We start from the raw sequence: 25,145 nt of genomic DNA, 5'->3' as shown, positions 1-25,145 counted from the left end.
TGTGGGGAATCGCAGCCGTGTTCCGCGGAGCCAACGCCGTCAGCCTCGATGCAAAGGGCCGTCTCGCCATGCCGAGCCGGTACCGTGACGAGCTCGATTCGCGTTGCAATGGTCAGCTGATCGTGACCATCGACGCCGTTGATCCCTGCTTGTGTGTTTATCCCCTCGACGAGTGGGAACAGATTGAAGCCAAGTTGCGTGCCTTGCCGTCGTTGCGTGAGGAAAACCGCCGCCTGCAGCGTCTGCTGATCGGCAATGCGGTTGACCTGGAGCTCGATGGCAGTGGTCGTTTCCTGGTACCGCCCCGCCTGCGTGAGTACGCCAAGCTGGACAAGAAGGCGATGCTGGTGGGGCAGCTGAACAAATTCCAGCTGTGGGATGAGGATGCCTGGAACGTGGTTTCGGCAGCCGACCTTGCAGCTATCCAACAACCGGGCGCCATGCCCGACGATTTGCGTGACCTGATCCTGTGACCATAGATAGCGGCTTCAACCACATTACCGTCCTGCTCGACGAAGCTGTCGAGGCATTGGCCCTGCGCGCCGACGGTTGCTATCTGGACGGCACCTTCGGACGTGGCGGGCATAGCCGCCTGATTCTCAGCAAGCTCGGTCCGCAAGGGCGGCTGCTGGGGTTCGACAAAGATCCTCAAGCGATTGCCACCGGGCAAGCGCTGGCGGCCGAAGACGGCCGCTTTGTCATTGTGCAGCGCAGCTTTGCCGAGCTGGGTGCCGAGGTGGCCGAGCGCGGCCTGGACGGCAAGGTCAGCGGTATCCTGCTCGACCTGGGTGTATCCTCGCCGCAACTGGACGACCCCGAGCGCGGCTTCAGTTTCCTCAATGACGGCCCGCTGGACATGCGCATGAACCCGGATCAGGGCATCAGCGCCGCCGAGTTCATCGCCAGTGCCCCGGAAGAAGAAATCGCCCGTGTCTTCAAGGAGTACGGCGAAGAGCGTTTTGCCAAGCGTATGGCCCGTGCCGTGGTGTTGCGCCGCGAGCAGCAGCCGTTCACCCGCACTGGCGACCTGGCCGAGGTGCTCAAGGTTGCCAACCCAGCCTGGGAAAAGGGCAAGAACCCGGCGACTCGTGCCTTCCAGGGCCTGCGCATTCACGTCAACAACGAACTGGGCGACCTGGAAACCGGCCTCGAAGCCGCGATCGACGCGCTGGAAGTCGGTGGCCGCCTGGCGGTGATCAGCTTCCACTCGCTGGAAGACCGCATCGTCAAACTCTTCATGCGCAAGCTGGCCAAGGGTGAGGCAGACAACCTGCCGCGCAACCTGCCGGTCCAGCACAAGGTCTTCGAACCGAAAATCCGCCTGATCGGCAAGGCGCAGTTCGCCTCCGAGGCAGAACTCAAGGCCAACCCGCGGTCGCGCAGCGCCGTGATGCGGGTGGCGGAGAAGCTTCGGTGAGCCGGCTATTTGCCAAGCCTTTGCCAGGCGGAAGCTTCCTGATGCTTCTGCTGTTTGTCGCTGTGCTCGTCTCGGCCATCGCTGTGTCTTACAGTGCGCACTGGAATCGCCAATTGCTCAACACCCTTTACGGTGAGTTGAGCGAGCGCGACAAGGCCCAGGCCGAATGGGGCCGGCTCATTCTCGAACAAAGCACCTGGACCGCCGCCAGCCGCATCGAGAATCTTGCGTCCGAGCAGTTGAAGATGCGGGTGCCCGCTGCGGACGAAGTCCGAATGGTGGCGCCATGATGAAGCTTGAAGGCGCACTCTACCCGTGGCGCTTCCGCGTCGTGATCGGCCTGCTGGCGATTATGGTCGGCGCCATCTGCTGGCGCATCATCGACCTGCAGGTGGTCGACCGCGACTTCCTCAAGGGCCAGGGCGATGCCCGCAGCCTGCGCCATATCCCGATTCCTGCGCACCGTGGCCTGATCACTGACCGTAACGGTGAGCCGCTGGCTGTCAGTACTCCAGTCACTACCTTGTGGGCCAACCCCAAGGAAATGCAGGCATCCAAAGAGCGCTGGCCGCAGCTGGCCGCTGCGCTCGGGCAGAACGCCCAGCAACTGACCGAGCGCCTGACCCAGCAGGCCAACAAGGAATTCATCTACCTGGTCCGCGGGCTGACCCCGGAGCAGGGCCAGCACGTGCTCGACCTGAAGATGCCAGGCGTATACGGCCTCGAAGAATTCCGCCGCTTCTACCCGGCCGGTGATGTCACCGCGCACATGGTCGGGTTCACCGACCTCGACGACCACGGTCGTGAAGGGGTGGAACTGGCCTACGATGAGTGGCTAGCCGGTGTGCCCGGCAAGCGACAGGTGATCAAGGACCGGCGTGGCCGGCTGATCAAGGACATCCAGGTGACCAAGAACGCCAAGGCCGGCAAGACCTTGGCGTTGTCCATCGACCTGCGCCTGCAGTACCTGGCCACCCGCGAGCTGCGCAACGCCATCGCCGAACAGGACGCCAAGGCCGGCAGCCTGGTGATCATGGACGTCAAGACCGGTGAAGTGTTGGCCATGGTCAACCAGCCGACCTACAACCCGAACAACCGCCGCAGCATGTTCCCCGCAGCCATGCGCAACCGGGCGATCATCGACGTGTTCGAGCCTGGCTCTACGGTCAAGCCGATTTCCATGAGCGCCGCCCTGCAGAGCGGGCGCTGGAAGCCTACCGACAAGGTCGAAGTGTATCCGGGCAGCCTGCAGATCGGCCGTTACACCATCAAGGACGTATCCCGGAGCGAGGGCCCGATCCTCGACCTGACCGGCATCCTGATCAACTCCAGTAACGTGGGCATGAGCAAGATCGCCTTCGATATCGGTGGCGAGGCCATCTACCGGGTCATGTCCCAGGTCGGCCTGGGCCAGTACACCGGCCTTGGCTTCCCGGGCGAACGTGTTGGTAACCTGCCCAACCACCGGGAATGGCGAAAGGCTGAAACCGCGACCCTGTCTTACGGCTATGGCGTATCGGTTACCGCCCTACAGCTGGTACATGCCTACGCGGCACTGGCCAACGACGGCAAGATGGTGCCGCTCTCGATCCTCAAGGTCGACAAGGCGCCAGAGGCGGTGCAGGCGATCCCCAAAGAAACTGCCGAAACCGTGCAGGGCATGCTGCAGCAGGTGATCGAGGCGCCGCGCGGGGTGTTCCGTGCCCAGGTGCCGTTCTATCACGTGGCCGGCAAGTCCGGTACCGCGCGCAAGGCCACCGTGGGTTCCAAGGGCTACACCGAAAACGCCTACCGCTCGCTGTTCGCCGGCTTCGGCCCGATGAGCGACCCGCGCTACGCCATCGTCGTGGTCATCGACGAGCCGAGCAAAGGCGGCTACTTCGGTGGCCTGGTCTCCGCGCCGGTATTCAGCAAGGTCATGTCGGGCACCCTGCGCTTGATGAACGTGCCGCCGGATAACCTGCCGCCGCCCACCGAACAGCAACAAGTGAATGCAGCACCCGCCAAGGGAGGGCGTGGATGATGACAATGCCACTGAGCAAGCTATTCGCCCACGCCAGCCGCGATCCACTGATTCGTGAACTGACCCTGGACAGCCGCGCCGTGCGTCCGGGTGACCTGTTTTTGGCCGTGCCAGGGGCCAAGGTCGATGGCCGTGACCATATCGCCGACGCTCTGGCCCGTGGTGCCGCAGCAGTGGCTTATGAAGAGCAGGGCGCCAGCGTGCTGCCGATCACCGATGCGCCGCTGATTCCGGTCAAGGGGCTGGTTTCGCAGCTTTCCCGGATCGCCGGTACCTTCTATGGCGAGCCGAGCCGTCAACTGAACCTGGTCGGCGTGACCGGCACAAACGGTAAGACCAGCGTTACCCAGCTGGTGGCGCAGGCCCTCGATGCATTGGGCCAGCGTTGCGGCCTGATCGGCACCCTGGGCACTGGTTTCTATGGCGAGTTGCAGAGTGGTCGCCTGACCACGCCTGACCCGATCGCGGTGCAGTCGACGCTGTACGACCTGAAGAAGGGCGGCGCCAAGGCCGTGGCAATGGAGGTTTCCTCGCACGCCCTGGAGCAGGGGCGCGTCGCTGCGCTGGAATTCGATATCGCGGTCATGACCAACCTGTCCCGTGACCACCTCGACTACCACGGCAGCATGGAGGCCTACGAGGCCGCCAAGGCCAAGCTGTTCTCCTGGCCGAGCCTGCGTTGCCAGGTAGTCAATCTCGATGACGCGTTCGGTCGACGCCTGGCGGATGACTTCGCCCGTCGTCCAAGTGCCAATCATGTCGAAGCCCGTCTGCTCAGCTACAGCCTGGAAGATTCCGACGCCTCGCTGTTCTGTCGTGAAGCCGTGTTCGATGACGACGGTGTGCGCGCAACGCTGGTGACCGCTCAGGGCGAACGCACCCTGCGCAGCCAACTCCTGGGGCGTTTCAACCTGAGCAACGTGCTGGCCGCAGTGGCCACGCTGCTGGCCCTGGACTATTCGCTCGACGAAATCCTCAAGGTCACCCCGCATCTGCAGGGGCCGGTAGGCCGCATGCAGCGCCTGGGCGGCGGTGACAAACCGTTGGTGGTGGTGGATTACGCTCACACCCCCGACGCCCTTGAAAAAGTGCTCGAAGCCTTGCGTCCGCACGCTCATGGGCAGTTGCTGTGCCTGTTCGGCTGTGGCGGCGACCGTGACCGCGGCAAGCGCCCGCTGATGGCCCGGGTGGCCGAGCGCCTGGCCGACCGCGTACTGGTTACCGATGACAACCCGCGTACTGAAGACCCGCAAGGCATCTTCGACGACATTCGCCCAGGTTTCGCCAATGCTGCCGACGTGGAATTCGTCGCCGGCCGGGGCGAGGCCATCGCACACCTGATCGCCACCGCTGCCGCCAACGATGTGATCGTCCTGGCCGGCAAGGGGCATGAGGATTACCAGGAGATCAATGGCGAGCGCCACCCATTCTCCGACCTGATCGAAGCCGACAAGGCACTTGCAGCCTGGGAGGCTCCACATGCTTAAGCCCATGACCCTCAGCCAGCTGGCCACGGTGCTCAATGCCCGTCAGGTTGGCGCCGACGCCAGCTTCACCGGCGTCAGCATCGACAGCCGCAGCGTTGGCGCCGGGCAACTCTTCGTCGCCCTGGCTGGCCCACGGTTCGATGGCCACGACTACCTGGCCGATGTGAAGGCCAAGGGCGCCGTTGCCGCGTTGGTCGAGCGTGAAGTTGCCGGTGTCGACCTGCCGCAGCTTCTGGTTGCCGACAGCCGACTGGCCCTGGGCCAGCTCGGTGCGTTGAACCGCGCCGCTTTCGACAAGCCGGTGGTGGCCATCACCGGCTCCAGCGGCAAGACCACGGTCAAGGAGATGCTGGCCAGCATCCTGCGTACTCGTGGGCTGGTGCATGCGACCCGTGGCAACTTGAACAATGACCTGGGCGCACCGCTGACGCTGCTGGAGATTTCCCCGGAACACAGCGCGGCAGTCATCGAGCTGGGTGCTTCGCGCATCGGCGAGATCCGCTACACCGTGAAGCTGACCCGGCCGCAGGTGGTCATCATCAACAACGCCGGCACCGCCCACGTAGGCGAGTTCGGCGGCCCGGAGAAGATCGTCGAGGCCAAGGGCGAAATCCTCGAAGGCCTGGGTGAGGGCGGCACAGCCATTCTCAACCTGGACGACAAGGCCTTTGCCATCTGGAAAGCGCGCGCCGGAGCGCACAAGGTCATCAGTTTCGCCCGCGAAAACGTCCGTGCCGACTTTCATGCCACGGATATCGATCGTGACGCGCGGGGCTGTCCATCGTTCAAATTGCATGGCGCTGGAGCGTCTGTGTCCGTGCAACTCAACGTGCTGGGCGAGCATAACGTCAGTAACGCGCTGGCCGCTGCCGCCGCCGCCCACGCCGTTGGTCTGAGCCTGAGCGGCATCGCCGCCGGGCTCGAGGCCGTGCAGCCGGTCAAGGGCCGCACGGTGGCACAGATCGCCCCGAACGGTGTGCGGGTCATCGATGACAGCTACAACGCAAATCCCACCTCGATGTGCGCGGCCATTGATATACTCGCCGGCTTTTCCGGACGCACCGTTCTGGTGCTGGGGGATATCGGCGAACTGGGCCAGTGGGCAGAAGAAGGCCACCGTCAGGTGGGTGACTACGCACGTGGCAGGGTCGATGCCGTGTATGCAACGGGTACCAACATGATTCATGCGGTCACGGCGTTCGGCGCCGATGGCCGTCATTTCGCTACGCAAGCTGAGCTGATCGAAGCCGTTCGCGCCGAGAGTGCCAGCGATACCACTATCTTGATCAAGGGCTCGCGCAGCGCTGCGATGGAAAACGTCGTGGCGGCTTTGTGCGGTGCCAGCGGGGAGAAACATTAATGCTGCTGCTGTTGGCTGAGTATCTGCAACAGTTCCATAAAGGCTTCGCGGTCTTCCAGTACCTGTCCCTGCGCGGGATCCTCGGTGTACTGACCGCGTTGTCCCTGGCGCTGTGGCTGGGCCCGTGGATGATCCGTACCCTGCAGATCCGCCAGATCGGTCAGGCCGTCCGTAACGACGGCCCGCAATCGCACCTGTCCAAGTCTGGCACCCCCACCATGGGTGGTGCCTTGATCCTGTCCGCCATCGGTGTCAGCACGCTGCTGTGGGCTGACCTGACCAACCGTTATGTCTGGGTGGTGCTGATCGTCACGCTGCTGTTCGGCGCCATTGGCTGGGTCGATGATTATCGCAAGGTGATCGAAAAGAACTCGCGTGGCCTGCCCAGCCGCTGGAAGTACTTCTGGCAGTCGGTATTCGGCCTGGGCGCCGCGGTGTTCCTGTACATGACTGCGCCGACCAGCGTCGAAACCACGCTGATCGTGCCGTTCCTCAAGGACGTCACCATTCCGCTGGGTGTCGGCTTCGTCGTTCTCACCTACTTCGTCATCGTCGGCTCGAGCAACGCGGTCAACCTGACCGATGGCCTCGATGGCCTGGCGATCATGCCGACGGTGATGGTCGGCGGTGCCCTGGGCATCTTCTGCTACCTGTCGGGCAACGTGAAATTCGCCGAATACCTGCTGATTCCCTACGTGCCGGGTTCGGGCGAGCTGATCGTGTTCTGCGGCGCGTTGATTGGCGCGGGCCTGGGCTTCCTGTGGTTCAACACCTATCCGGCCCAGGTGTTCATGGGTGACGTCGGTGCCCTGGCACTGGGCGCTGCACTGGGCACCATCGCGGTGATCGTACGTCAGGAAATCGTCCTGTTCATCATGGGCGGCATCTTCGTCGTGGAAACCCTGTCGGTGGTGATTCAGGTCGCCTCCTTCAAGCTGACCGGCAAGCGTGTATTTCGCATGGCACCGATCCACCACCACTTTGAACTCAAGGGCTGGCCCGAGCCACGCGTGATCGTCCGCTTCTGGATCATCACCGTGATCCTCGTGCTGATCGGCCTTGCAACCCTGAAACTGAGGTAGACGAGCGTGTCACTGATCGCTTCCGACCAATTCCGCATCGTTGTCGGCCTCGGCAAGAGCGGCATGTCCCTGGTTCGCTTCCTGGCGAGCCGGGGCATTGCCTTTGCGGTCGCCGACACCCGCGAGCAACCGCCGGAACTGGACACCCTGCGCCGTGATTACCCGCAGGTGGAAGTGCGTTGTGGGGAGCTGGACGTGGACTTCCTGTGCCGCGCCAACGAGTTGTACGTGAGCCCCGGCCTGGCCTTGGCCACGCCGGCCTTGCAGCAGGCGGCGGCACGCGGTGTGAAGCTGTCCGGCGACATCGAACTGTTCGCCCGCCATGCCAAGGCACCGATCATCGCCATCAGCGGTTCCAACGCCAAGAGCACGGTAACCACCCTGGTCGGCGAGATGGCCGCCAAGGCAGGCAAACGTGTGGCAGTCGGCGGCAACCTGGGTACGCCCGCGCTGGACCTGCTCAGCGATGACGTCGAGCTGTATGTCATGGAGCTGTCGAGCTTCCAGTTGGAAACCACCGACCAGCTCAATGCTGAAGTGGCCACCGTGCTGAACATCAGCGAAGACCACATGGACCGCTACAGCGGCCTGCCGGCCTATCACCTGGCCAAGCACCGGATCTTCCGTGGTGCCCGCCAGGTGGTGGTCAACCGCCAGGACGCGCTGAGCCGGCCGCTGCCGGTAGAGGGCCGCCCATGCTGGACCTTCGGCCTCAATGCGCCCGACTTCAAGGCATTCGGCCTGCGCGAAGTCGATGGTGAAAAATACCTGTCCTTCGAGTTCCAGAGCCTGATGCCCGCACGCGAGCTGAAAATCCGCGGCGCGCACAACCAGAGCAATGCGCTGGCCGCTCTGGCCTTGGGCCATGCTGCCGGCCTTCCGTTCGAGCCGATGCTCGAAGCCCTGCGCGAGTTCGGTGGCCTGGCCCATCGCTGCCAGTGGGTGCGTGAGCGCAGCGGCGTGAACTGGTACGACGATTCCAAGGCCACGAACGTGGGCGCTGCGCTGGCCGCCATCGAGGGCCTGGGTGCCGATATCGAAGGCAAACTGGTGCTGATCGCCGGCGGCGACGGCAAGGGTGCCGATTTTGCCGCCCTGCGCGTGCCTGTGTCGCGCTTCTGCCGCGCCGTGGTGCTGCTTGGTCGTGACGCCGAGCGCCTGGCCGAAACCTTGGGCGATGCGGTGCCGCTGGTGCGGGTAAAGACCCTGGATGAAGCCGTGCAGCGATGCGCCGAGCTGGCCCAGCCCGGTGATGCGGTGCTGCTGTCGCCTGCCTGCGCCAGCCTGGACATGTTCAAGAACTTCGAAGAACGCGGGCGCCTGTTCGCCCAGGCGGCGGGAGGGCTGGCATGATCTTCGGCATCCTCAAGCCGTACCCGTCGCCGCTGATCAGCGGCCGTGGCATCGACCTCGACTTCCCGCTGCTGGCCGGATGCCTGGCGCTGCTTGGCCTGGGCCTGGTGATGATCACCTCGGCGTCCTCGGAAGTGGCTGCCGTGCAGTCGGGCAACCCGCTTTACCACATGTTCCGCCACCTGGTGTATGTGTTCCTCGGCCTGGTCGCCTGTGGCGCCACCATGTTGGTGCCGATCGCCACCTGGCAGCGCATGGGCTTCATGATGCTGATCGGTGCCTTCGGCCTGCTGGTCCTCGTGCTGGTGCCGGGAATCGGCCGCGAAGTGAACGGCTCCATGCGCTGGATTGGTTTCAGCTTCTTCAACGTACAGCCTTCGGAAATCGCCAAGGTGTTCGTGGTCATCTATCTGGCTGGCTATCTGGTACGCCGGCAGACCGAGGTGCGCGAGACCTGGATGGGCTTCTTCAAGCCGTTCATCGTGTTGCTGCCCATGGCCGCCTTGCTGCTGATGGAACCGGACTTCGGCGCCACCGTGGTCATGATGGGCGCGGCAGCAGCCATGCTGTTCCTTGGCGGGGTGGGGCTGTTCCGCTTCAGTCTGATGGTGGTGCTGGCGGTGCTGGCGGTGTTCGTGCTGGTTCAGGCGCAGCCGTACCGGATGGCGCGCCTGATCACCTTCACCGACCCCTGGTCGGATCAGTTCGGCTCGGGGTACCAGCTGACCCAGGCGCTGATCGCCTTCGGTCGCGGCGAGTGGCTGGGCGTGGGCCTGGGCAACAGCGTGCAGAAGCAGTTCTACCTGCCTGAAGCACACACCGACTTCGTGTTCTCGGTACTGGCCGAAGAACTCGGCGTGGTCGGTTCGCTGGTGACCATCGCGCTGTTCGTCTTCGTCACCGTGCGCGCCTTGTACATCGGCCTGTGGGCCGAGAAGGCCAAGCAGTTCTTCGCCGCCTACATGGCGTTCGGCCTGGCATTCCTTTGGATCGGTCAATTCCTGATCAACATCGGGGTGAACGTCGGCCTGCTGCCGACCAAGGGCCTGACCCTGCCGTTCCTCAGCTACGGGGGCAGCTCCCTGGTGATCTGCTGCGCCTGCGTTGGGCTGTTGCTGCGCATCGAATGGGAGAGCCGCACGCACCTGGGCAGCGAAGAGCACGAATTCAAGGAAAGCGATTTTGCCGAGGAGCCCGGTCATGGCCGCTGACGGCAAGAACGTATTGATCATGGCAGGCGGCACCGGGGGCCACGTGTTCCCGGCCCTGGCCTGCGCCCGTGAATTCCAGGCGCGCGGCTACAGCGTGCACTGGCTGGGTACGCCACGTGGCATCGAGAACGAACTGGTGCCTCAGGCCGGCCTGCCCCTGCACCTGATTCAGGTCACCGGCCTGCGCGGCAAGGGCAAGCTGTCGCTGCTCAAGGCGCCGTTCACCCTGGTCAAGGCCGTGCTGCAGGCGCGGCGGATCATTCGCCAGCTCAAGCCAGTCTGTGTGCTGGGCTTCGGCGGTTATGTCACCGGCCCTGGCGGCGTGGCTGCGCGGTTGTGCGGTGTGCCGCTGGTGATTCACGAACAGAACGCCCGTGCCGGTACCGCCAATCGGCTGCTGGTGCCGTTGTCGGCACGAGTCTGCGAAGCTTTCCCGGGCACTTTCGGGGCCAGTGACAAGCTGCGTACCACCGGCAATCCGGTGCGTGCCGAATTGTTCATGGACGCGCAGCGTGCACCCTTGGCCGAGCGCCGTGCCCGCCTGCTGGTCATGGGCGGCAGCCTGGGTGCGGAACCATTGAACAAATTGTTGCCTAAGGCCCTGTCCGAAGTGCCCGCAGGCCTGCGCCCCGAGGTGTTCCACCAGGCCGGAAAGAACCACGCGCCGATCACCGCCGAGCGTTATCACGAGGCAGGTGTCGAGGCTCAGGTAGAGCCGTTCATCAAGGACATGGCCCACGCCTATGGCTGGGCCGACATGGTGGTGTGCCGGGCCGGTGCCCTGACCGTCAGCGAACTCGCGGCGGCGGGCCTGCCTTCGATGCTGGTGCCCTTGCCCCATGCGATCGACGACCACCAGACCCACAACGCCCAATATCTGGCTCGGGAAGGCGCCGCCTTCCTCATGCCACAAGCGACAACTGGCGCAGCGCAGCTCGCTGAACGCCTGAACGAGGTGCTGATGCAACCCGAGAAACTCAACACCATGGCAGGCACCGCACGGCGCCTGGCCAAACCTGCCGCAACCAGCACCGTGGTCGATATCTGCCTGGAGGTGGCCCATGGTTGAAAGCCAGAAAGCCATGCCCCAGCCGAAGATGGGCCGTATCCGCCGCATCCACTTCGTCGGTATCGGCGGCGTGGGCATGTGCGGCATCGCCGAAGTGCTGCTGAACCTGGGCTATGAAGTGTCCGGTTCCGACCTCAAGGCTTCGCCGGTCACCGAGCGTCTGGAATCGTTCGGTGCCGAGATCTTCGTCGGTCACCGCGCCGAGAACGCTGCCAACGCCGATGTATTGGTGGTGTCGAGCGCTATCAACCCGGCCAACCCGGAAGTTGCCACTGCCCTGGAACGTCGTATTCCGGTAGTGCCACGCGCCGAGATGCTCGCCGAGCTGATGCGCTATCGCCATGGCGTGGCCGTAGCCGGTACCCACGGCAAGACCACCACCACCAGCCTGCTGGCCTCGGTGTTCGCCGCTGGCGGTCTGGACCCGACCTTCGTCATCGGTGGCCGCCTGACCGCAGCCGGCACCAATGCACAGCTGGGCACTAGCCGCTACCTGATCGCCGAAGCCGATGAGAGTGACGCGAGCTTCCTGCACCTGCAGCCGATGGTTGCCGTCGTTACCAACATCGACGCCGACCACATGGCCACCTACGAAGGCGACTTCAACAAGCTGAAGAAAACCTTCGTCGAGTTCCTGCACAACCTGCCGTTCTACGGCCTGGCCGTAATGTGCCTGGACGACCCGGTGGTGCGCGAGATCCTGCCGCAGGTCAAGCGTCCGACCGTTACCTACGGCTTCAGCGAAGAGGCCGATATCCGCGCCATCAATGTGCGCCAGCAGGGCATGCAGACCCACTTCACCGTGCTGCGCCGCGACTGCGAGCCGCTGGAAGTGTCGGTGAACATGCCCGGCAATCACAACGTGCTCAACGCCTTGGCCACCATCGCCATCGCCACGGACGAAGGCATCAGTGACGAAGCCATCGTCCAGGGCCTGTCCGGCTTCCAGGGCGTCGGCCGACGCTTCCAGGTCTACGGCGAACTGCCGGTCGAAGGCGGCAGCGTGATGCTGGTCGACGACTACGGTCATCACCCGACCGAAGTGGCCGCGGTAATCAAGGCCGTGCGCGGTGGCTGGCCGAGCCGTCGCCTGGTCATCGTCTACCAGCCGCACCGCTACAGCCGCACCCGCGACCTGTACGACGATTTCGTGCAGGTGCTGGGCGATGCCAACGTGCTGCTGCTGATGGAAGTCTACCCGGCCGGTGAAGAGCCGATTCCGGGCGCCGACAGCCGTCAGCTGTGCCACAGCATCCGCCAGCGCGGCAAGCTCGACCCGATCTACATCGAACGTGGCGCAGAGCTTGCGCCACTGGTCCAGCCGCTGCTGCGCGCTGGCGACATCCTGCTGTGCCAGGGTGCCGGTGACGTCGGTGGCCTGGCCCCGCAACTGATGAAAAGCCCGCTGTTCGCAGGCGCAAAGAAGGAGAAGTCGAAATGACCAGCGCCTACGACCAGCTGCATTCCACCCTCGACGTGAAGGCCTTCGGCCGCGTGGCCGTGCTGTACGGTGGCAAGAGCGCCGAGCGTGAGGTTTCCCTCAAGTCGGGCAAGGCGGTGATCGAGGCGCTGACCAGCGCCGGTGTCGACGTGGTCGCCATCGACGTGGGCGACGACCTGCTGGCGCGCTTGCAGAACGAGAAGATCGACCGCGCCTTCATCATCCTCCACGGCCGTGGCGGTGAAGACGGCAGCATGCAAGGCCTGCTCGAATGCCTGGGCATCCCTTACACCGGCAGCGGCATCCTCGCGTCCGCCCTGGCGATGGACAAGCTGCGCACCAAGCAGGTGTGGCAGAGCCTGGGTATTCCGACCCCGCGCCACGCCGTGCTCGCCAGCGAAAGCGATTGTGTTGCAGCCAGTGGGGAACTGGGCTTCCCGCTTATCGTCAAACCTGCCCATGAAGGCTCTAGCATCGGCATGGCCAAGGTGAACAGCGAACAGGAACTGATCGCTGCCTGGCAAGACGCCGCCAAATACGATTCGCAAGTTCTGGTCGAGCAATGGATTCACGGCCCGGAGTTCACCATCGCCGTTCTGCGTGGCCAGGTGCTGCCGCCGATCGCCCTGGGTACCCCGCACGTGTTCTACGACTACGACGCCAAGTACATCGCCAATGACACCCAGTACCGCATCCCGTGCGGCCTGGACGCCGTCAAGGAACAGGAACTGATCGACCTGACCGCACGCGCCTGCGATGCCATCGGCATCGAAGGCTGGGGCCGTCTGGACGTGATGCAGGACGAGCAGGGCCGGTTCTGGCTGCTCGAAGTCAACACCGCACCGGGCATGACCGATCATAGCCTGGTGCCCATGGCGGCCCGCGCGGCCGGCCTGGATTTCCAGCAGCTGGTGCTGGCGATCCTGGCCGACAGCGTAGCGACGCGAGGTTAACTAGCCATGCAAGGCGCGATGATACGTCAGCAGCAACCCGTTACCGGCCGCAGCAAGCCGGTGCCACGTGGTGCCAGCCGACTGGTGGCCGACGAGCCCGTATCGGCGCGCCTGCCACGGCCGAGCCTGGGAGGCCTCAAGCGCCTGCTGTGGCCGGTATTGCTGGTGGCTGCAGGCTTCGGCGCCTACGAAGGCGCGATTCGCCTGATGCCCTATGCCGACCGGCCGATCACCAAGATCGACGTGCAAGGCGACCTCAGTTACATCAGCCAGCAGTCGGTGCAGCAGCGAATCGCGCCGTACGTGGCGGCGAGCTTCTTCAGCGTCGACCTCACGGCGATGCGCGCGGAGCTCGAGCAGATGCCATGGATCGCCCACGCCGAAGTGCGTCGGGTGTGGCCGGATGAGGTGGTGATCCGCCTGGAAGAACAGTTGCCGGTGGCGCGCTGGGGGGATGAAGCCTTGCTCAACAACCAGGGCCAGGCCTTTACCCCGCGCGAACTGGCCAACTACGAGCACCTGCCGCAGTTGGCCGGGCCGCAGCGTGCCCAGCAACAAGTCATGCAGCAGTATCAGGTATTGAGCCAGATGCTGCGCCCCCTGGGCTTTTCCATCGCTCGCCTGGAGCTGCGCGAGCGGGGCAGCTGGTTCCTGACCACCGGAGCAGGCAGCGCCGGGCCGGGTATCGAGCTGTTGTTGGGGCGCGACCATCTGGTGGAGAAGATGCGCCGTTTCATTGCCATTTACGACAAGACACTCAAAGAGCAGATCACCAACATCGCCCGCATTGATCTGCGTTATGCCAACGGACTTGCCGTTGGTTGGCGGGAACCGAATGCACCGACGACGGCCCAACCCGCCGTTGCGAAGAATTAGAGAGAGGCAGGACCATGGCAAACGCGCATAGCGGCAAAATGATCGTCGGGCTGGACATCGGCACCTCCAAGGTGGTGGCGCTGGTGGGTGAAGTAGGCGAAGACGGCACCCTGGAGATCGTAGGCATCGGTACCCATCCGTCCCGCGGCCTGAAGAAGGGCGTGGTGGTGAACATCGAGTCGACCGTGCAGTCGATCCAGCGCGCAGTGGAAGAAGCCCAGCTGATGGCCGGCTGCCGCATCCACTCGGCGTTCGTCGGCGTTGCTGGCAACCACATCCGCAGCCTGAACTCCCACGGCATCGTCGCCATCCGCGACCGCGAAGTCAGCGTGGCCGACCTCGAGCGCGTGCTCGACGCCGCCCAGGCCGTGGCCATTCCGGCCGACCAGCGCGTGCTGCACACCCTGCCGCAGGACTACGTGATCGACAACCAGGAAGGCGTGCGCGAGCCGCTGGGCATGTCGGGCGTGCGTTTGGAGGCCAAGGTCCACGTGGTCACCTGCGCGGTCAACGCAGCGCAGAACATCGAAAAGTGCGTGCGCCGTTGCGGCCTGGAAATCGACGACATCATCCTCGAGCAACTGGCTTCGGCCTATTCGGTGCTGACCGACGATGAAAAAGAGCTGGGCGTGTGCCTGGTGGACATCGGTGGCGGTACTACCGACATCGCGATCTTCACCGAAGGCGCCATCCGCCACACCGCAGTGATCCCGATTGCCGGCGACCAGGTGACCAACGACATCGCCATGGCCCTGCGTACACCGACCCAGTATGCCGAGGAAATCAAGATCCGTTACGCCTGCGCCCTGGCCAAGCTGGCCGGCGCGGGCGAAACCATCAAGGTGCCGAGCGTGGGCGACCGCCCACCGCGCGAGCTGTCGCGCCAGGCCCTGGCCGAGGTGGTCGAGCCACGTTACGACGAGCTCTTCACGCTGATCCAAGCCGAGCTGCGCCGCAGCGGTTACGAGGACCTGGTGCCGGCCGGCATCGTCCTCACCGGCGGTACCGCGAAGATGGAAGGTGCCGTGGAGCTGGCCGAGGAAATCTTCCACATGCCGGTACGCCTGGGCGTACCGCACAGCGTTCGGGGGCTGAGCGACGTGGTGCGCAACCCGATCTATTCCACCGGCGTGGGCCTGCTCACCTACGGCCTGCTCAAGCAGTCCGAGGACATGGTCCTGACCGGTAACAGCAACAGCAGCAACAACAGCTATGGCGATGAACCGAAGGCCCCAGTGCTTGAGCGCTTCAAGCGGTGGGTCCAGGGCAACTTCTAAGTTTCAAAGCAGTAGTGGTAGGCGCGACAACTAGAGAACTGTAAGGAGAGGGAAAATGTTCGAGCTCGTAGACAACGTCCCGCAAAGCCCGGTCATCAAGGTGATCGGCGTCGGCGGTGGCGGCGGCAACGCCGTCAACCACATGGTGAAGAGCAGCATCGAAGGCGTCGAGTTCATCTGCGCCAACACCGATGCCCAGGCGCTGAAAAACATCGGCGCACGCACCATCCTGCAACTGGGTACCGGCGTGACCAAAGGTCTGGGCGCTGGCGCCAATCCGGAAGTCGGCCGTCAGGCCGCGCTGGAAGACCGCGAGCGCATCGCCGAAGTGCTGCAGGGCACCAACATGGTGTTCATCACCACCGGCATGGGCGGCGGTACCGGTACCGGTGCGGCGCCGATCATCGCCGAAGTGGCCAAGGAAATGGGCATCCTCACCGTTGCAGTGGTGACCCGCCCGTTCCCGTTCGAGGGCCGCAAACGTATGCAGATCGCCGATGAGGGCATCCGCATGCTGGCTGAGAGCGTCGACTCGCTCATCACCATCCCCAACGAGAAGCTGCTGACCATCCTGGGCAAGGATGCCAGCCTGCTGTCCGCCTTCGCCAAGGCCGACGATGTACTGGCCGGTGCCGTTCGCGGTATCTCCGACATCATCAAGCGCCCGGGCATGATCAACGTCGACTTTGCCGACGTGCGCACCGTGATGGGCGAGATGGGCATGGCGATGATGGGTACCGGTTGCGCCAGCGGCCCGAACCGTGCTCGCGAAGCCACCGAAGCGGCGATTCGCAACCCGCTGCTCGAAGACGTCAACCTGCAGGGCGCCCGCGGCATCCTGGTGAACATCACCGCAGGCCCGGACCTGTCGCTGGGTGAATACTCCGATGTGGGTAGCATCATCGAAGCCTTCGCCTCCGACCACGCGATGGTCAAGGTCGGCACCGTGATCGACCCCGACATGCGCGACGAACTGCACGTGACCGTGGTTGCCACCGGCCTGGGCGCGCGCATCGAGAAGCCTGTGAAGGTGGTCGACAACACCCTGCAGACTGCTCAGCAGGCTTATGAGGCCTCCAACCCAGCCCCGGCTCGTCAGGAGCAGCCAGCGGTCAACTACCGTGACCTGGAGCGTCCGACCGTGATGCGCAACCAGGCCCATGCAGGTGCCGCCGCTGCAGCTAAACTCAACCCTCAGGATGACTTGGACTACCTGGATATCCCAGCCTTCCTGCGTCGTCAGGCTGATTAATGGAATTTATCAGGGGTATAAGGGTGATTGGTGTTCAGCAAAGGCCGGGTCTGTTATCATCCCCAGCCTTTGTTGATACCTGTTCGCAATTTGCGCTGAAGCGGCCAATGCCATGATTAGACAACGCACCCTGAAGAATACCATCCGTGCCACAGGCGTCGGCCTGCACTCCGGGGAGAAGGTCTACCTGACCCTCAAGCCTGCGCCTGTCGATACCGGCATCGTCTTCCGTCGCGCCGACCTCGACCCTGTGGTCGAGATCCCGGCACGTGCGGCCAACGTCGGTGAGACCACCATGTCCACCACGCTGGTCAACGGTGACGTAAAGGTCGATACGGTCGAGCACCTGCTCTCCGCCATGGCGGGCCTGGGCATCGATAACGCCTACGTCGAGCTCTCCGCCTCGGAAGTTCCGATCATGGATGGCAGCGCCGGTCCCTTCGTATTCCTGATTCAGTCTGCTGGCCTGGAAGAACAGGACGCAGCCAAGCAGTTCATCCGCATCCTGCGTGAAGTGACAGTGGAGGACGGCGACAAGCGCGCTACCTTCCTGCCTTTCGAAGGGTTCAAGGTGAGCTTCGAGATCGACTTCGATCATCCGGTCGTCAGCGGCCGGACCCAGAGTGCCAGCGTCGACTTTTCCAGCACCTCGTTCGTGAAGGAAGTCAGCCGCGCCCGCACCTTTGGTTTCATGCGTGACATCGAGTACCTGCGCAAGCACAACCTTGCGTTGGGTGGCAGTGTCGAGAACGCCATCGTGGTTGATGAGGACGGCGTGCTCAACGAAGACGGCCTTCGCTATGAAGACGAATTCGTGAAGCACAAGATCCTCGACGCCATCGGCGACCTCTACCTGCTGGGCAACAGCCTGATCGGCGAGTTCAAGGGCTACAAGTCCGGGCACGCGCTGAACAACCAGCTGCTGCGCAAGCTCATTGCTGAAACCGATGCCTGGGAAGTGGTCACTTTCGAAGATGCCAGCACGGCACCGATCTCGTACATGCGCCCTGTTGCGGCCGTGTAAGTTCGAACACTCTCTAGTTCATTAAGGCCACCTTAGGGTGGCCTTTTTTATGGCTTGCCCTTGGCGTGGGCGGCCAGGCGTTGCAGGGCTTCGCGCAACTTGGGGTCGGCGATGCCCTCGGCGGAATCGCGGATGCTTTCGGCGGCATTGACTGAAAGCTCGGTAGTGTTGCCTCCACGTTTGGCCGGCACCAGCGGTGGTTGCACCTTATAGAGGATGCGTTGCAGGTTGCCGAATGCCTCGAGAGCCTGGAGCTGGCGCATCAGTCGCTTCTGCTGGTAGCGCAATCGAGTGGCCCAATGCCCGTCGGTGACCACCAGCAACAGGGTGCCATCGCGCCACGAAGCCACATGGCAATGCTCGCGGGCAGCCGGTTGCAGCTGACTCTCCAGCAAGCGTTGCAAATGCTCCAGACGCTCGGCCTGATTCAGCAGCAGACGCAGCGGGCGCACCTGGCGCAGCAGTGCGGAAGGTGGCTGGGCGGGGGAGGGTTTGAAGGCCATGGGGGTACGCATGAGGTTACAAGATCGGCAGTCTAACATCTCCGGTGCCGTCACTGGCCCAATCGCCGGCAAGCCGGCGCTCACAGGTACTGTGCAGGGCTAGAAGCCTGTGGATATTCCTGTGGGAGCAGGCTTGCCGGCGATTGGCCGGTAGAGGCAATAAGGAATAGGAGCCGTTCTCGATACGTTTCATCATGCTCTGGGTTGAACTCAGGGAAAATGCCCCTATCTTAGAAAAGCCCCCGCCTAAGCGCTGTGCCAGCATCGTGGAAATCCACCACTTTCCTCACCATCGTTTCCGGGTAGAATGCTCGTTCGCATGCGGCCTCAGGGCTGCACGGGCGACTCATGGGGCCGCCCTCCATCCCTACGTGTGGAAGATCCTGCCGATATGTTTGCGCCTTTGTTAAAGAAACTTTTTGGAAGCAAGAACGAGCGTGAAGTCAAACGCATGCTCAAGACGGTGAATATCGTCAATGCCTTCGAAGAGAAAATGGTCGCCCTCTCCGATGAGCAACTGCGCGCCAAGACCGCAGAGTTCAAGGAGCGCCTGGCCAAAGGCGAGACACTGGACCAACTGCTGCCTGAAGCCTTCGCCGTGGCCCGTGAGGCCGGCAAGCGCGTGATGGGCATGCGCCACTTCGACGTGCAGTTGATCGGCGGCATGACCCTGCACGAGGGCATGATCGCAGAAATGCGTACCGGTGAAGGCAAGACCTTGGTCGGTACCCTGGCCGTCTACCTCAACGCGCTGTCCGGCAAAGGCGTGCACGTGGTCACGGTCAACGACTACCTGGCCCGTCGTGACGCCAACTGGATGCGCCCGCTCTACGAATTCCTCGGCCTGTCCGTAGGCATCGTCTCGGCCTTCCAGCCGCCGGAAGAAAAGCGCGCTGCGTATGCCGCCGACATCACCTACGGCACCAACAACGAGTTCGGTTTCGACTACCTGCGCGACAACATGGCGTTCAGCCAGGAAGAGAAGTTCCAGCGTGAACTCAACTTCGCCGTGATCGACGAAGTCGACTCGATCCTCATCGACGAAGCCCGTACTCCGCTGATCATCTCCGGCCAGGCCGAAGACAGCTCCAAACTGTACATCGAGATCAACCGCCTGATCCCGCGCCTGACCCAGCACATCGAAGAAGTCGAAGGCCAAGTCACCCAGGAAGGCCACTTCACCATCGACGAGAAGAGCCGCCAGGTCGAGCTCAACGAAGCCGGTCACCAGTTCATCGAAGAGATGCTCACCCAGTCCGGCCTGCTGGCCGAGGGCGAGAGCCTCTACTCGGCGCACAACCTGGGCCTGCTGACCCACGTCTACGCTGGCCTGCGCGCGCACAAGCTGTTCCACCGCAACGTCGAGTACATCGTCCAGGACGGCCAAGTCCTGCTGATCGACGAACACACCGGCCGTACCATGCCGGGTCGTCGCCTGTCCGAAGGCCTGCACCAGGCCATCGAGGCGAAAGAGAACCTGAACATCCAGGCCGAGAGCCAGACCCTGGCTTCGACCACCTTCCAGAACTATTTCCGTCTCTACACCAAGCTGTCCGGCATGACCGGTACCGCCGACACCGAAGCGTTCGAGTTCCAGTCGATCTACGGCCTGAACGTGATGGTGATCCCGCCGAACAAACCGTTGGCGCGCAAGGACTTCAACGACCTGGTGTACCTGACCGCCGACGAGAAGTACGCCGCAATCATCGCCGACATCAAGGAAAGCATGGCCCTGAGCCGCCCGGTACTGGTGGGTACGGCGACCATCGAAACTTCCGAGCACATGTCGAACCTGCTGAAGAAGGAAGGTATCGACCACAAGGTACTGAACGCCAAGTACCACGAGAAGGAAGCCGAGATCATCGCCCAAGCCGGTGCGCCGGGTGCATTGACCATCGCCACCAACATGGCCGGCCGTGGTACCGACATTCTGCTGGGCGGTAACTGGGAAGCCGAAGTGGCGGCCCTGGAGAACCCGAGCGCCGAGCAGATCGCCCAGATCAAGGCCGATTGGCAGAAGCGTCACCAGCAGGTGATCGAGTCGGGTGGCCTGCACGTGATCGCTTCCGAGCGCCACGAGTCGCGCCGTATCGACAACCAGCTGCGTGGCCGTTCCGGCCGCCAGGGCGACCCGGGTTCCAGCCGCTTCTACCTGTCGCTGGAAGACAGCCTGATGCGTATCTTCGCCTCCGACCGGGTGAAGAACTTCATGAAGGCGCTGGGCATGCAGTCCGGCGAGGCCATCGAGCACCGCATGGTCACCAATGCCATCGAGAAGGCACAGCGCAAGGTCGAAGGCCGCAACTTCGACATTCGCAAGCAGCTGCTCGAGTACGACGACGTGGCCAACGAACAGCGCAAGGTGATCTACCACATGCGCAACAGCTTGCTGGCCGCCGAGAACATTGGCGACACCATCGAGGAATTCCGCAAGGAAGTGCTCGATGCCACCATCAGCCAGCACATCCCGCCGCAGTCGCTGCCCGAGCAGTGGGATGTGGCTGGTCTGGAGGCATCGCTGTCCAGCGACTTCGCCATGAAACTGCCGATTCAGCAGTGGCTCGACGAGGACGACCACCTCTACGAGGAGACCCTGCGCGAGAAGCTGCTGAAGGAAATCACCGACGCCTACACCGAGAAGGAAGACCAGGCCGGCATCGACGCCCTGCGCACCTTCGAGAAACAGATTCTGCTGCGCGTGCTGGACGACCTGTGGAAAGACCACCTGTCGACCATGGACCACCTGCGCCACGGTATCCACCTGCGCGGCTACGCGCAGAAGAACCCGAAGCAGGAGTACAAGCGCGAGTCGTTCACCCTGTTCCAGGAGCTGCTCGAGTCGATCAAGCGCGACACCATCCGCGTGCTCTCGCACGTTCAGGTTCGCCGCGAAGACCCGGCCGAAGAAGAAGCTCGCCTGCGCCGCGAAGCCGAGGAGCTGGCCAGCCGCATGCAGTTCCAGCATGCCGCCGCGCCAAGCCTGGAGAGCGAGCAGCTGAGCGAGGAGGGCGCTGAAGTGGCCGTGGCCGCTGCCCCGGTGCGCAACGAGCAGAAGCTGGGGCGCAACGAACCGTGCTGGTGTGGTTCGGGCAAGAAATTCAAGCATTGCCATGGTCAAATCGAGTGATCTGACCTGATTGTTGTATCGTGACAAACCTGGGGGCCGCATTGCGGCCCCCTTTTTCCATATTCACCGTATTCTAGGAGCGCTCTAATGGCTGTTGGTCTTGGTCCTTTGCCCACCCTGCACCCGGTTCCGGGTTTTGAACTCGGCATCGCTTCCGCGGGCATCAAGCGCCCGGGGCGCAAGGACGTAGTGGTGATGCGCTGTGCCGAAGGCTCCAGCGTTGCCGGCGTGTTCACCCTCAACGCGTTCTGCGCCGCGCCCGTGATCCTTTCCAAGCAGCGTGTACAGGGCACCGTGCGCTACCTGCTGACCAACACCGGCAACGCCAACGCCGGCACCGGCGCGCCAGGCCTGGCTGCCGCCGAGCGTACCTGTGCCAAGCTGGCCGAACTGACGGGCGTGCCGGCCGAGTCGGTACTGCCATTCTCCACCGGTGTGATCGGCGAGCCGCTGCCGGTGGAAAAGATCGAAGGTGCCTTGCAAGCTGCCCTGGACAACCTGTCGGAAAACAACTGGGCTGAAGCCGCCACTGGCATCATGACCACCGACACCCTGCCCAAGGGTGCCAGCCGCCAGTTTCAGCACGAAGGCGTGACCGTCACCGTGACCGGCATCAGCAAGGGTGCCGGCATGATCCGCCCGAACATGGCGACCATGCTCGGCTACATTGCCACCGACGCCAAGGTCTCCCCGGCCGTGCTCAAGGACCTGATGCTCGACGGCGCCAACAAGTCGTTCAACCGCATCACCATCGACGGCGACACCTCGACCAACGACTGCTGCATGCTGATCGCCACCGGCAAGGCCAACCTGCCGGAAGTCACCGAAGCCAGCGGCGCGCTGTTCGAAGCACTGAAAAAAGCGGTGTTCGAAGTGTGCATGGAAGTGGCCCAGGCCATCGTCCGTGACGGTGAAGGTGCCACCAAGTTCGTGACCGTGCAGGTCAACGGTGGTGGCAACCATCAGGAGTGCCTGGATGTCGGTTACGCCGTGGCCCACTCGCCGCTGATCAAGACCGCGCTGTTCGCCTCCGACCCGAACTGGGGCCGCATCCTGGCCGCCGTCGGCCGTGCCGGCGTGCCGGAGCTGGATGTCAGCCTGATCGACGTTTATCTGGACAACGTCTGCATCGCCAGCCAAGGTGGCCGCAGCCCCAGCTACACCGAGGCGCAAGGCTCGGCGGTGATGGCGCAGGAAGAGATCACCATCCGTATCGAGCTGGGCCGTGGCCAGTGCAGCGAAACCATCTGGACCACCGACCTGTCCCACGAGTACGTGAAGATCAACGCCGAATACCGGACCTGATCCCAGGGCCTTTTCGCCGGCAAGCCGGCTCCCACAGGTAGTGCACTGTTCTTCTTGTGGGAGCTGGGTTGCCAGCGATGGGCTGCAACGCAGCCCCAAACCCTCAAACCAATGGAGCCGACCCATGAGCTATCACCTGATCATCGGCGACAAGCTGTATTCTTCCTGGTCACTACGCGGCGCCCTGGCCCTGGAGCTGGCTGGCGTGCCCTATGAAGAAACCTTGATCAAGCTGAATCAGCCCGACACCCGTCAACGCCTTCTCGCCTTCTCCGCCACCGGCAAGGTGCCGCTGCTCAAGACCGAGCACGGTGTGATCGCCGATTCCCTGGCCATCGCCGAATACCTCAACGAACAGCACCCCGAAGCGCAGCTCTGGCCGGTGGACGTAGCCGCCCGCGCCCAGGCACGTTCCGCGTGCGCGCAGATGCACAGTGGCTTCTTCGCCCTGCGCGGCGCGATGCCGTTCGACCTGTCGCGTGACGAAGCGCTGGAGAGCGTCCCGCTGGACGTGCAGGTAGACATCGACCGCATCGTCGCGTTGTGGTCCGAATGCCGCCTGGTGGCCAAGGACAACGGGCCATTCCTGTTCGGCAAGCCGACCCTGGCCGACGCCTTCTTCGCCCCGGTAGCCGTGCGCCTGCGCAGCTACCGCGTGGAGGTGCCGGCGCAGGCAGCAGCGTACATCGAGACGATTTACCAGTGGCCAGCCTTCAAGGCCTGGCAGCAAGCTGGCCTGGCGGAGTGTGAAGGGTGAAACGGATTCATGTGGTAGCGGCCGTGATTCGCGGTACAGACGGCCGGATCCTGATTGCCCGCCGCGCGGACACCCAGCACCAGGGCGGCCTTTGGGAATTTCCGGGCGGCAAGGTGGAGGAGGGCGAAGGCGTCGAGGCGGCGCTGGCTCGTGAACTGCGCGAGGAACTGGGTATCGAAGTGACCCGTTCGCGGGCGCTGATCAAGGTCAGCCATGATTACCCGGATAAGCAGGTGTTGCTGGACGTGCGCGAAGTTGACGCATTCACCGGCGAGCCCCATGGTGCCGAAGGCCAGCCGCTGGCCTGGGTGGCATCCCGGGATCTGGCACAGTACGAATTCCCCGAGGCCAACAAACCGATCGTCGCAGCAGCGCGGCTGCCAGATCAGTACCTCATTACGCCGGACGGCCTGGAAGTGCCCGAGATGCTCAAGGGCATTCAGAAGGCAGTGGCATCCGGTGTCCGCCTGATCCAGTTGCGTGCACCGGACATGTACGACCCCAAGTACCGCGACGTCGCCGTGGATGCGGTGGGTTTGTGCGCAGGCAAGGCGCAACTGATGCTCAAGGGGCCGCTGGAATGGCTGGGCGATTTCCCGGCGGCCGGTTGGCACCTCACTGCTGCGCAACTGCGCAAATATGCCGCCAAGGGCCGGCCGTTCCCGAAAGACCGGTGGCTGGCGGCGTCTTGCCACAGTGCCGAGGAGCTGGCGCTGGCCGAGCAGATGGGCGTGGATTTCGTCACCCTGTCACCGGTGCAGCCGACCCAGACCCATCCTGATGCACAGCCGCTGGGCTGGGCGCAGGCGCAGCAATTGATTGCCGGGTTCAATCGGCCGGTGTTCTTGCTGGGTGGCGTCGGGCCGTGTGACCGCGAGCAAGCTTGGGAAACCGGGGCGCAGGGCGTAGCCGGGATTCGGGCGTTCTGGCCGGAAGCCTGAAAAAACGGTGCCGCTGTGCGGCCCAATCGCCGGCAAGCTGGCTCCCATAAGAAAAGCAGTGCACAACCCCTGTGGGAGCCGGCTTGCCGGCGATCAGGCTGCAAAGCGGCCCCGTCGATTTCAGCCGTTAGGCTTTTGCGCAGCTTGCCAAAGCACCTCTGCCACCCCCTGCCGCCGCCCGATGATCCGCGCCGCCACGAACAACAGATCGGAAAGCCGATTGATATACGCCAACCCCACCCCCTCCAGCGGCTCCACGGCATTCAACTGCTGACACCGCCGCTCGGCGCTGCGCGCCAGGCTCCGACACACATGTGCCTGAGCAATCAACGCTGAACCACTGGGCAGAATGAAGTTCTTCAACGGCCCCAGTTCCTCGTTCCAGACATCGATGGCCGCTTCCAGGCGTTCCACTTCGGCCAGGTTCAGCGCTTGGTAGCTTGGCATCGCCAACTCACCCCCGAGATCGAACAAGCGATGCTGGCATGGCGCCAGAACCGTGCTCACCTCATCCAGCCCCAGTTCTGCCAACCCCGCGAGCAACAGCCCAAGCTGGCTGTTGAGGCTGTCTACCTCGCCAATCGCTTCGATCCGGGGGTGGTCTTTGGGTACCCGGCGCCCATCGCCCAGGCCAGTTTCGCCCTTGTCGCCGGTGCGGGTGTAGATCTTCGACAGGCGATAGCCCAT

At 63.5% G+C, this 25,145-nt stretch carries 22 protein-coding genes; 20 read left to right on the top strand and 2 right to left on the bottom strand.

Annotation, left to right across the window (positions count from 1 at the left end):
* The first annotated feature begins 17 nt into the window (after positions 1-17).
* The 16 genes from mraZ to lpxC all read left to right on the top strand — a co-directional run bounded on the left by mraZ (position 18) and on the right by lpxC (position 17,825).
* Positions 18-473 (top strand): division/cell wall cluster transcriptional repressor MraZ, encoded by a 456-nt coding sequence (gene mraZ, locus KU43P_RS22370; RefSeq protein WP_016395508.1) that lies wholly within the window; start codon positions 18-20, stop codon positions 471-473.
* Positions 470-1,417 (top strand): 16S rRNA (cytosine(1402)-N(4))-methyltransferase RsmH, encoded by a 948-nt coding sequence (gene rsmH, locus KU43P_RS22365; RefSeq protein ID WP_411567229.1) that lies wholly within the window; start codon positions 470-472, stop codon positions 1,415-1,417. The genes mraZ and rsmH overlap by 4 nt, the downstream gene beginning before the upstream one ends.
* A complete protein-coding gene (gene ftsL, locus KU43P_RS22360; RefSeq protein WP_176512381.1) occupies positions 1,414-1,707 on the top strand; it encodes a cell division protein FtsL in 294 nt (97 codons plus the stop codon). The genes rsmH and ftsL overlap by 4 nt, the downstream gene beginning before the upstream one ends.
* Positions 1,707-3,440, top strand: a complete 1,734-nt coding sequence (locus KU43P_RS22355) for a peptidoglycan D,D-transpeptidase FtsI family protein (protein WP_317663895.1) — start codon at positions 1,707-1,709, stop codon at positions 3,438-3,440. The genes ftsL and KU43P_RS22355 overlap by 1 nt, the downstream gene beginning before the upstream one ends.
* Positions 3,437-4,927, top strand: coding sequence for a UDP-N-acetylmuramoyl-L-alanyl-D-glutamate--2,6-diaminopimelate ligase (locus KU43P_RS22350; RefSeq protein ID WP_411567228.1), 1,491 nt, complete (start codon positions 3,437-3,439; stop codon positions 4,925-4,927). Before KU43P_RS22355 ends, KU43P_RS22350 begins: the two co-directional genes overlap by 4 nt.
* Positions 4,920-6,287, top strand: coding sequence for a UDP-N-acetylmuramoyl-tripeptide--D-alanyl-D-alanine ligase (locus tag KU43P_RS22345; RefSeq protein ID WP_317659667.1), 1,368 nt, complete (start codon positions 4,920-4,922; stop codon positions 6,285-6,287). Before KU43P_RS22350 ends, KU43P_RS22345 begins: the two co-directional genes overlap by 8 nt.
* Positions 6,287-7,369 carry a phospho-N-acetylmuramoyl-pentapeptide-transferase gene (mraY, locus tag KU43P_RS22340; RefSeq protein ID WP_008097581.1) on the top strand — a complete coding sequence of 361 codons (1,083 nt, stop codon included), beginning with the start codon at positions 6,287-6,289 and terminating at the stop codon, positions 7,367-7,369. Before KU43P_RS22345 ends, mraY begins: the two co-directional genes overlap by 1 nt.
* A gap of 6 nt (positions 7,370-7,375) precedes the next feature.
* Entirely contained in the window at positions 7,376-8,722 is a 1,347-nt protein-coding gene (murD, locus tag KU43P_RS22335) for a UDP-N-acetylmuramoyl-L-alanine--D-glutamate ligase (protein ID WP_317659665.1), read from the top strand.
* Positions 8,719-9,933, top strand: a complete 1,215-nt coding sequence (gene ftsW, locus KU43P_RS22330) for a putative lipid II flippase FtsW (protein WP_411567227.1) — start codon at positions 8,719-8,721, stop codon at positions 9,931-9,933. Before murD ends, ftsW begins: the two co-directional genes overlap by 4 nt.
* Entirely contained in the window at positions 9,923-11,002 is a 1,080-nt protein-coding gene (murG, locus tag KU43P_RS22325; protein ID WP_317659664.1) for an undecaprenyldiphospho-muramoylpentapeptide beta-N-acetylglucosaminyltransferase, read from the top strand. The genes ftsW and murG overlap by 11 nt, the downstream gene beginning before the upstream one ends.
* Positions 10,995-12,443: a UDP-N-acetylmuramate--L-alanine ligase gene (gene murC / locus KU43P_RS22320; RefSeq protein ID WP_317659662.1), complete on the top strand. Its 1,449-nt coding sequence runs from the start codon at positions 10,995-10,997 to the stop codon at positions 12,441-12,443. The genes murG and murC overlap by 8 nt, the downstream gene beginning before the upstream one ends.
* Entirely contained in the window at positions 12,440-13,396 is a 957-nt protein-coding gene (locus tag KU43P_RS22315) for a D-alanine--D-alanine ligase (RefSeq protein ID WP_317659660.1), read from the top strand. Before murC ends, KU43P_RS22315 begins: the two co-directional genes overlap by 4 nt.
* 6 nt (positions 13,397-13,402) lie before the next feature.
* Positions 13,403-14,272 carry a cell division protein FtsQ/DivIB gene (locus tag KU43P_RS22310; RefSeq protein WP_317659658.1) on the top strand — a complete coding sequence of 290 codons (870 nt, stop codon included), beginning with the start codon at positions 13,403-13,405 and terminating at the stop codon, positions 14,270-14,272.
* A gap of 14 nt (positions 14,273-14,286) precedes the next feature.
* The gene (ftsA, locus tag KU43P_RS22305; protein WP_008097595.1) at positions 14,287-15,549 is read left to right on the top strand and encodes a cell division protein FtsA; all 1,263 of its coding nucleotides are present in this window, start codon (positions 14,287-14,289) and stop codon (positions 15,547-15,549) included.
* 55 nt (positions 15,550-15,604) lie between these two features.
* The gene (gene ftsZ / locus KU43P_RS22300; protein ID WP_012274054.1) at positions 15,605-16,801 is read left to right on the top strand and encodes a cell division protein FtsZ; all 1,197 of its coding nucleotides are present in this window, start codon (positions 15,605-15,607) and stop codon (positions 16,799-16,801) included.
* 112 nt (positions 16,802-16,913) lie between these two features.
* On the top strand, positions 16,914-17,825 hold the full coding sequence (gene lpxC, locus KU43P_RS22295; RefSeq protein ID WP_317659654.1) for a UDP-3-O-acyl-N-acetylglucosamine deacetylase: 912 nt from the start codon (positions 16,914-16,916) through the stop codon (positions 17,823-17,825).
* 47 nt (positions 17,826-17,872) lie between these two features.
* Here lpxC and KU43P_RS22290 read toward each other — a convergent pair whose 3' ends face one another.
* A complete protein-coding gene (locus KU43P_RS22290; protein ID WP_317659652.1) occupies positions 17,873-18,328 on the bottom strand; it encodes a DUF721 domain-containing protein in 456 nt (151 codons plus the stop codon).
* Between the two features lie 391 nt (positions 18,329-18,719).
* Between KU43P_RS22290 and secA the strand changes: the two genes are divergently transcribed.
* From secA to KU43P_RS22270, 4 genes are all read left to right on the top strand, one after another.
* Positions 18,720-21,455: a preprotein translocase subunit SecA gene (gene secA, locus KU43P_RS22285; protein ID WP_317659651.1), complete on the top strand. Its 2,736-nt coding sequence runs from the start codon at positions 18,720-18,722 to the stop codon at positions 21,453-21,455.
* Between the two features lie 87 nt (positions 21,456-21,542).
* A complete protein-coding gene (argJ, locus tag KU43P_RS22280; protein ID WP_317659650.1) occupies positions 21,543-22,760 on the top strand; it encodes a bifunctional glutamate N-acetyltransferase/amino-acid acetyltransferase ArgJ in 1,218 nt (405 codons plus the stop codon).
* Between the two features lie 124 nt (positions 22,761-22,884).
* Positions 22,885-23,517, top strand: coding sequence for a glutathione S-transferase family protein (locus KU43P_RS22275; RefSeq protein WP_317659649.1), 633 nt, complete (start codon positions 22,885-22,887; stop codon positions 23,515-23,517).
* Positions 23,514-24,458 (top strand): Nudix family hydrolase, encoded by a 945-nt coding sequence (locus tag KU43P_RS22270; protein WP_317659648.1) that lies wholly within the window; start codon positions 23,514-23,516, stop codon positions 24,456-24,458. The genes KU43P_RS22275 and KU43P_RS22270 overlap by 4 nt, the downstream gene beginning before the upstream one ends.
* Before the next feature lie 120 nt (positions 24,459-24,578).
* Here the strand turns inward: KU43P_RS22270 and KU43P_RS22265 are convergent, their stop codons facing one another.
* Entirely contained in the window at positions 24,579-25,145 is a 567-nt protein-coding gene (locus tag KU43P_RS22265; RefSeq protein ID WP_317659647.1) for a cob(I)yrinic acid a,c-diamide adenosyltransferase, read from the bottom strand.

It is taken from the genome of Pseudomonas sp. KU43P (assembly GCF_033095865.1).
Classification (GTDB): Bacteria; Pseudomonadota; Gammaproteobacteria; order Pseudomonadales; family Pseudomonadaceae; genus Aquipseudomonas.
This window is presented reverse-complemented; position numbering and strand designations above follow the sequence as displayed.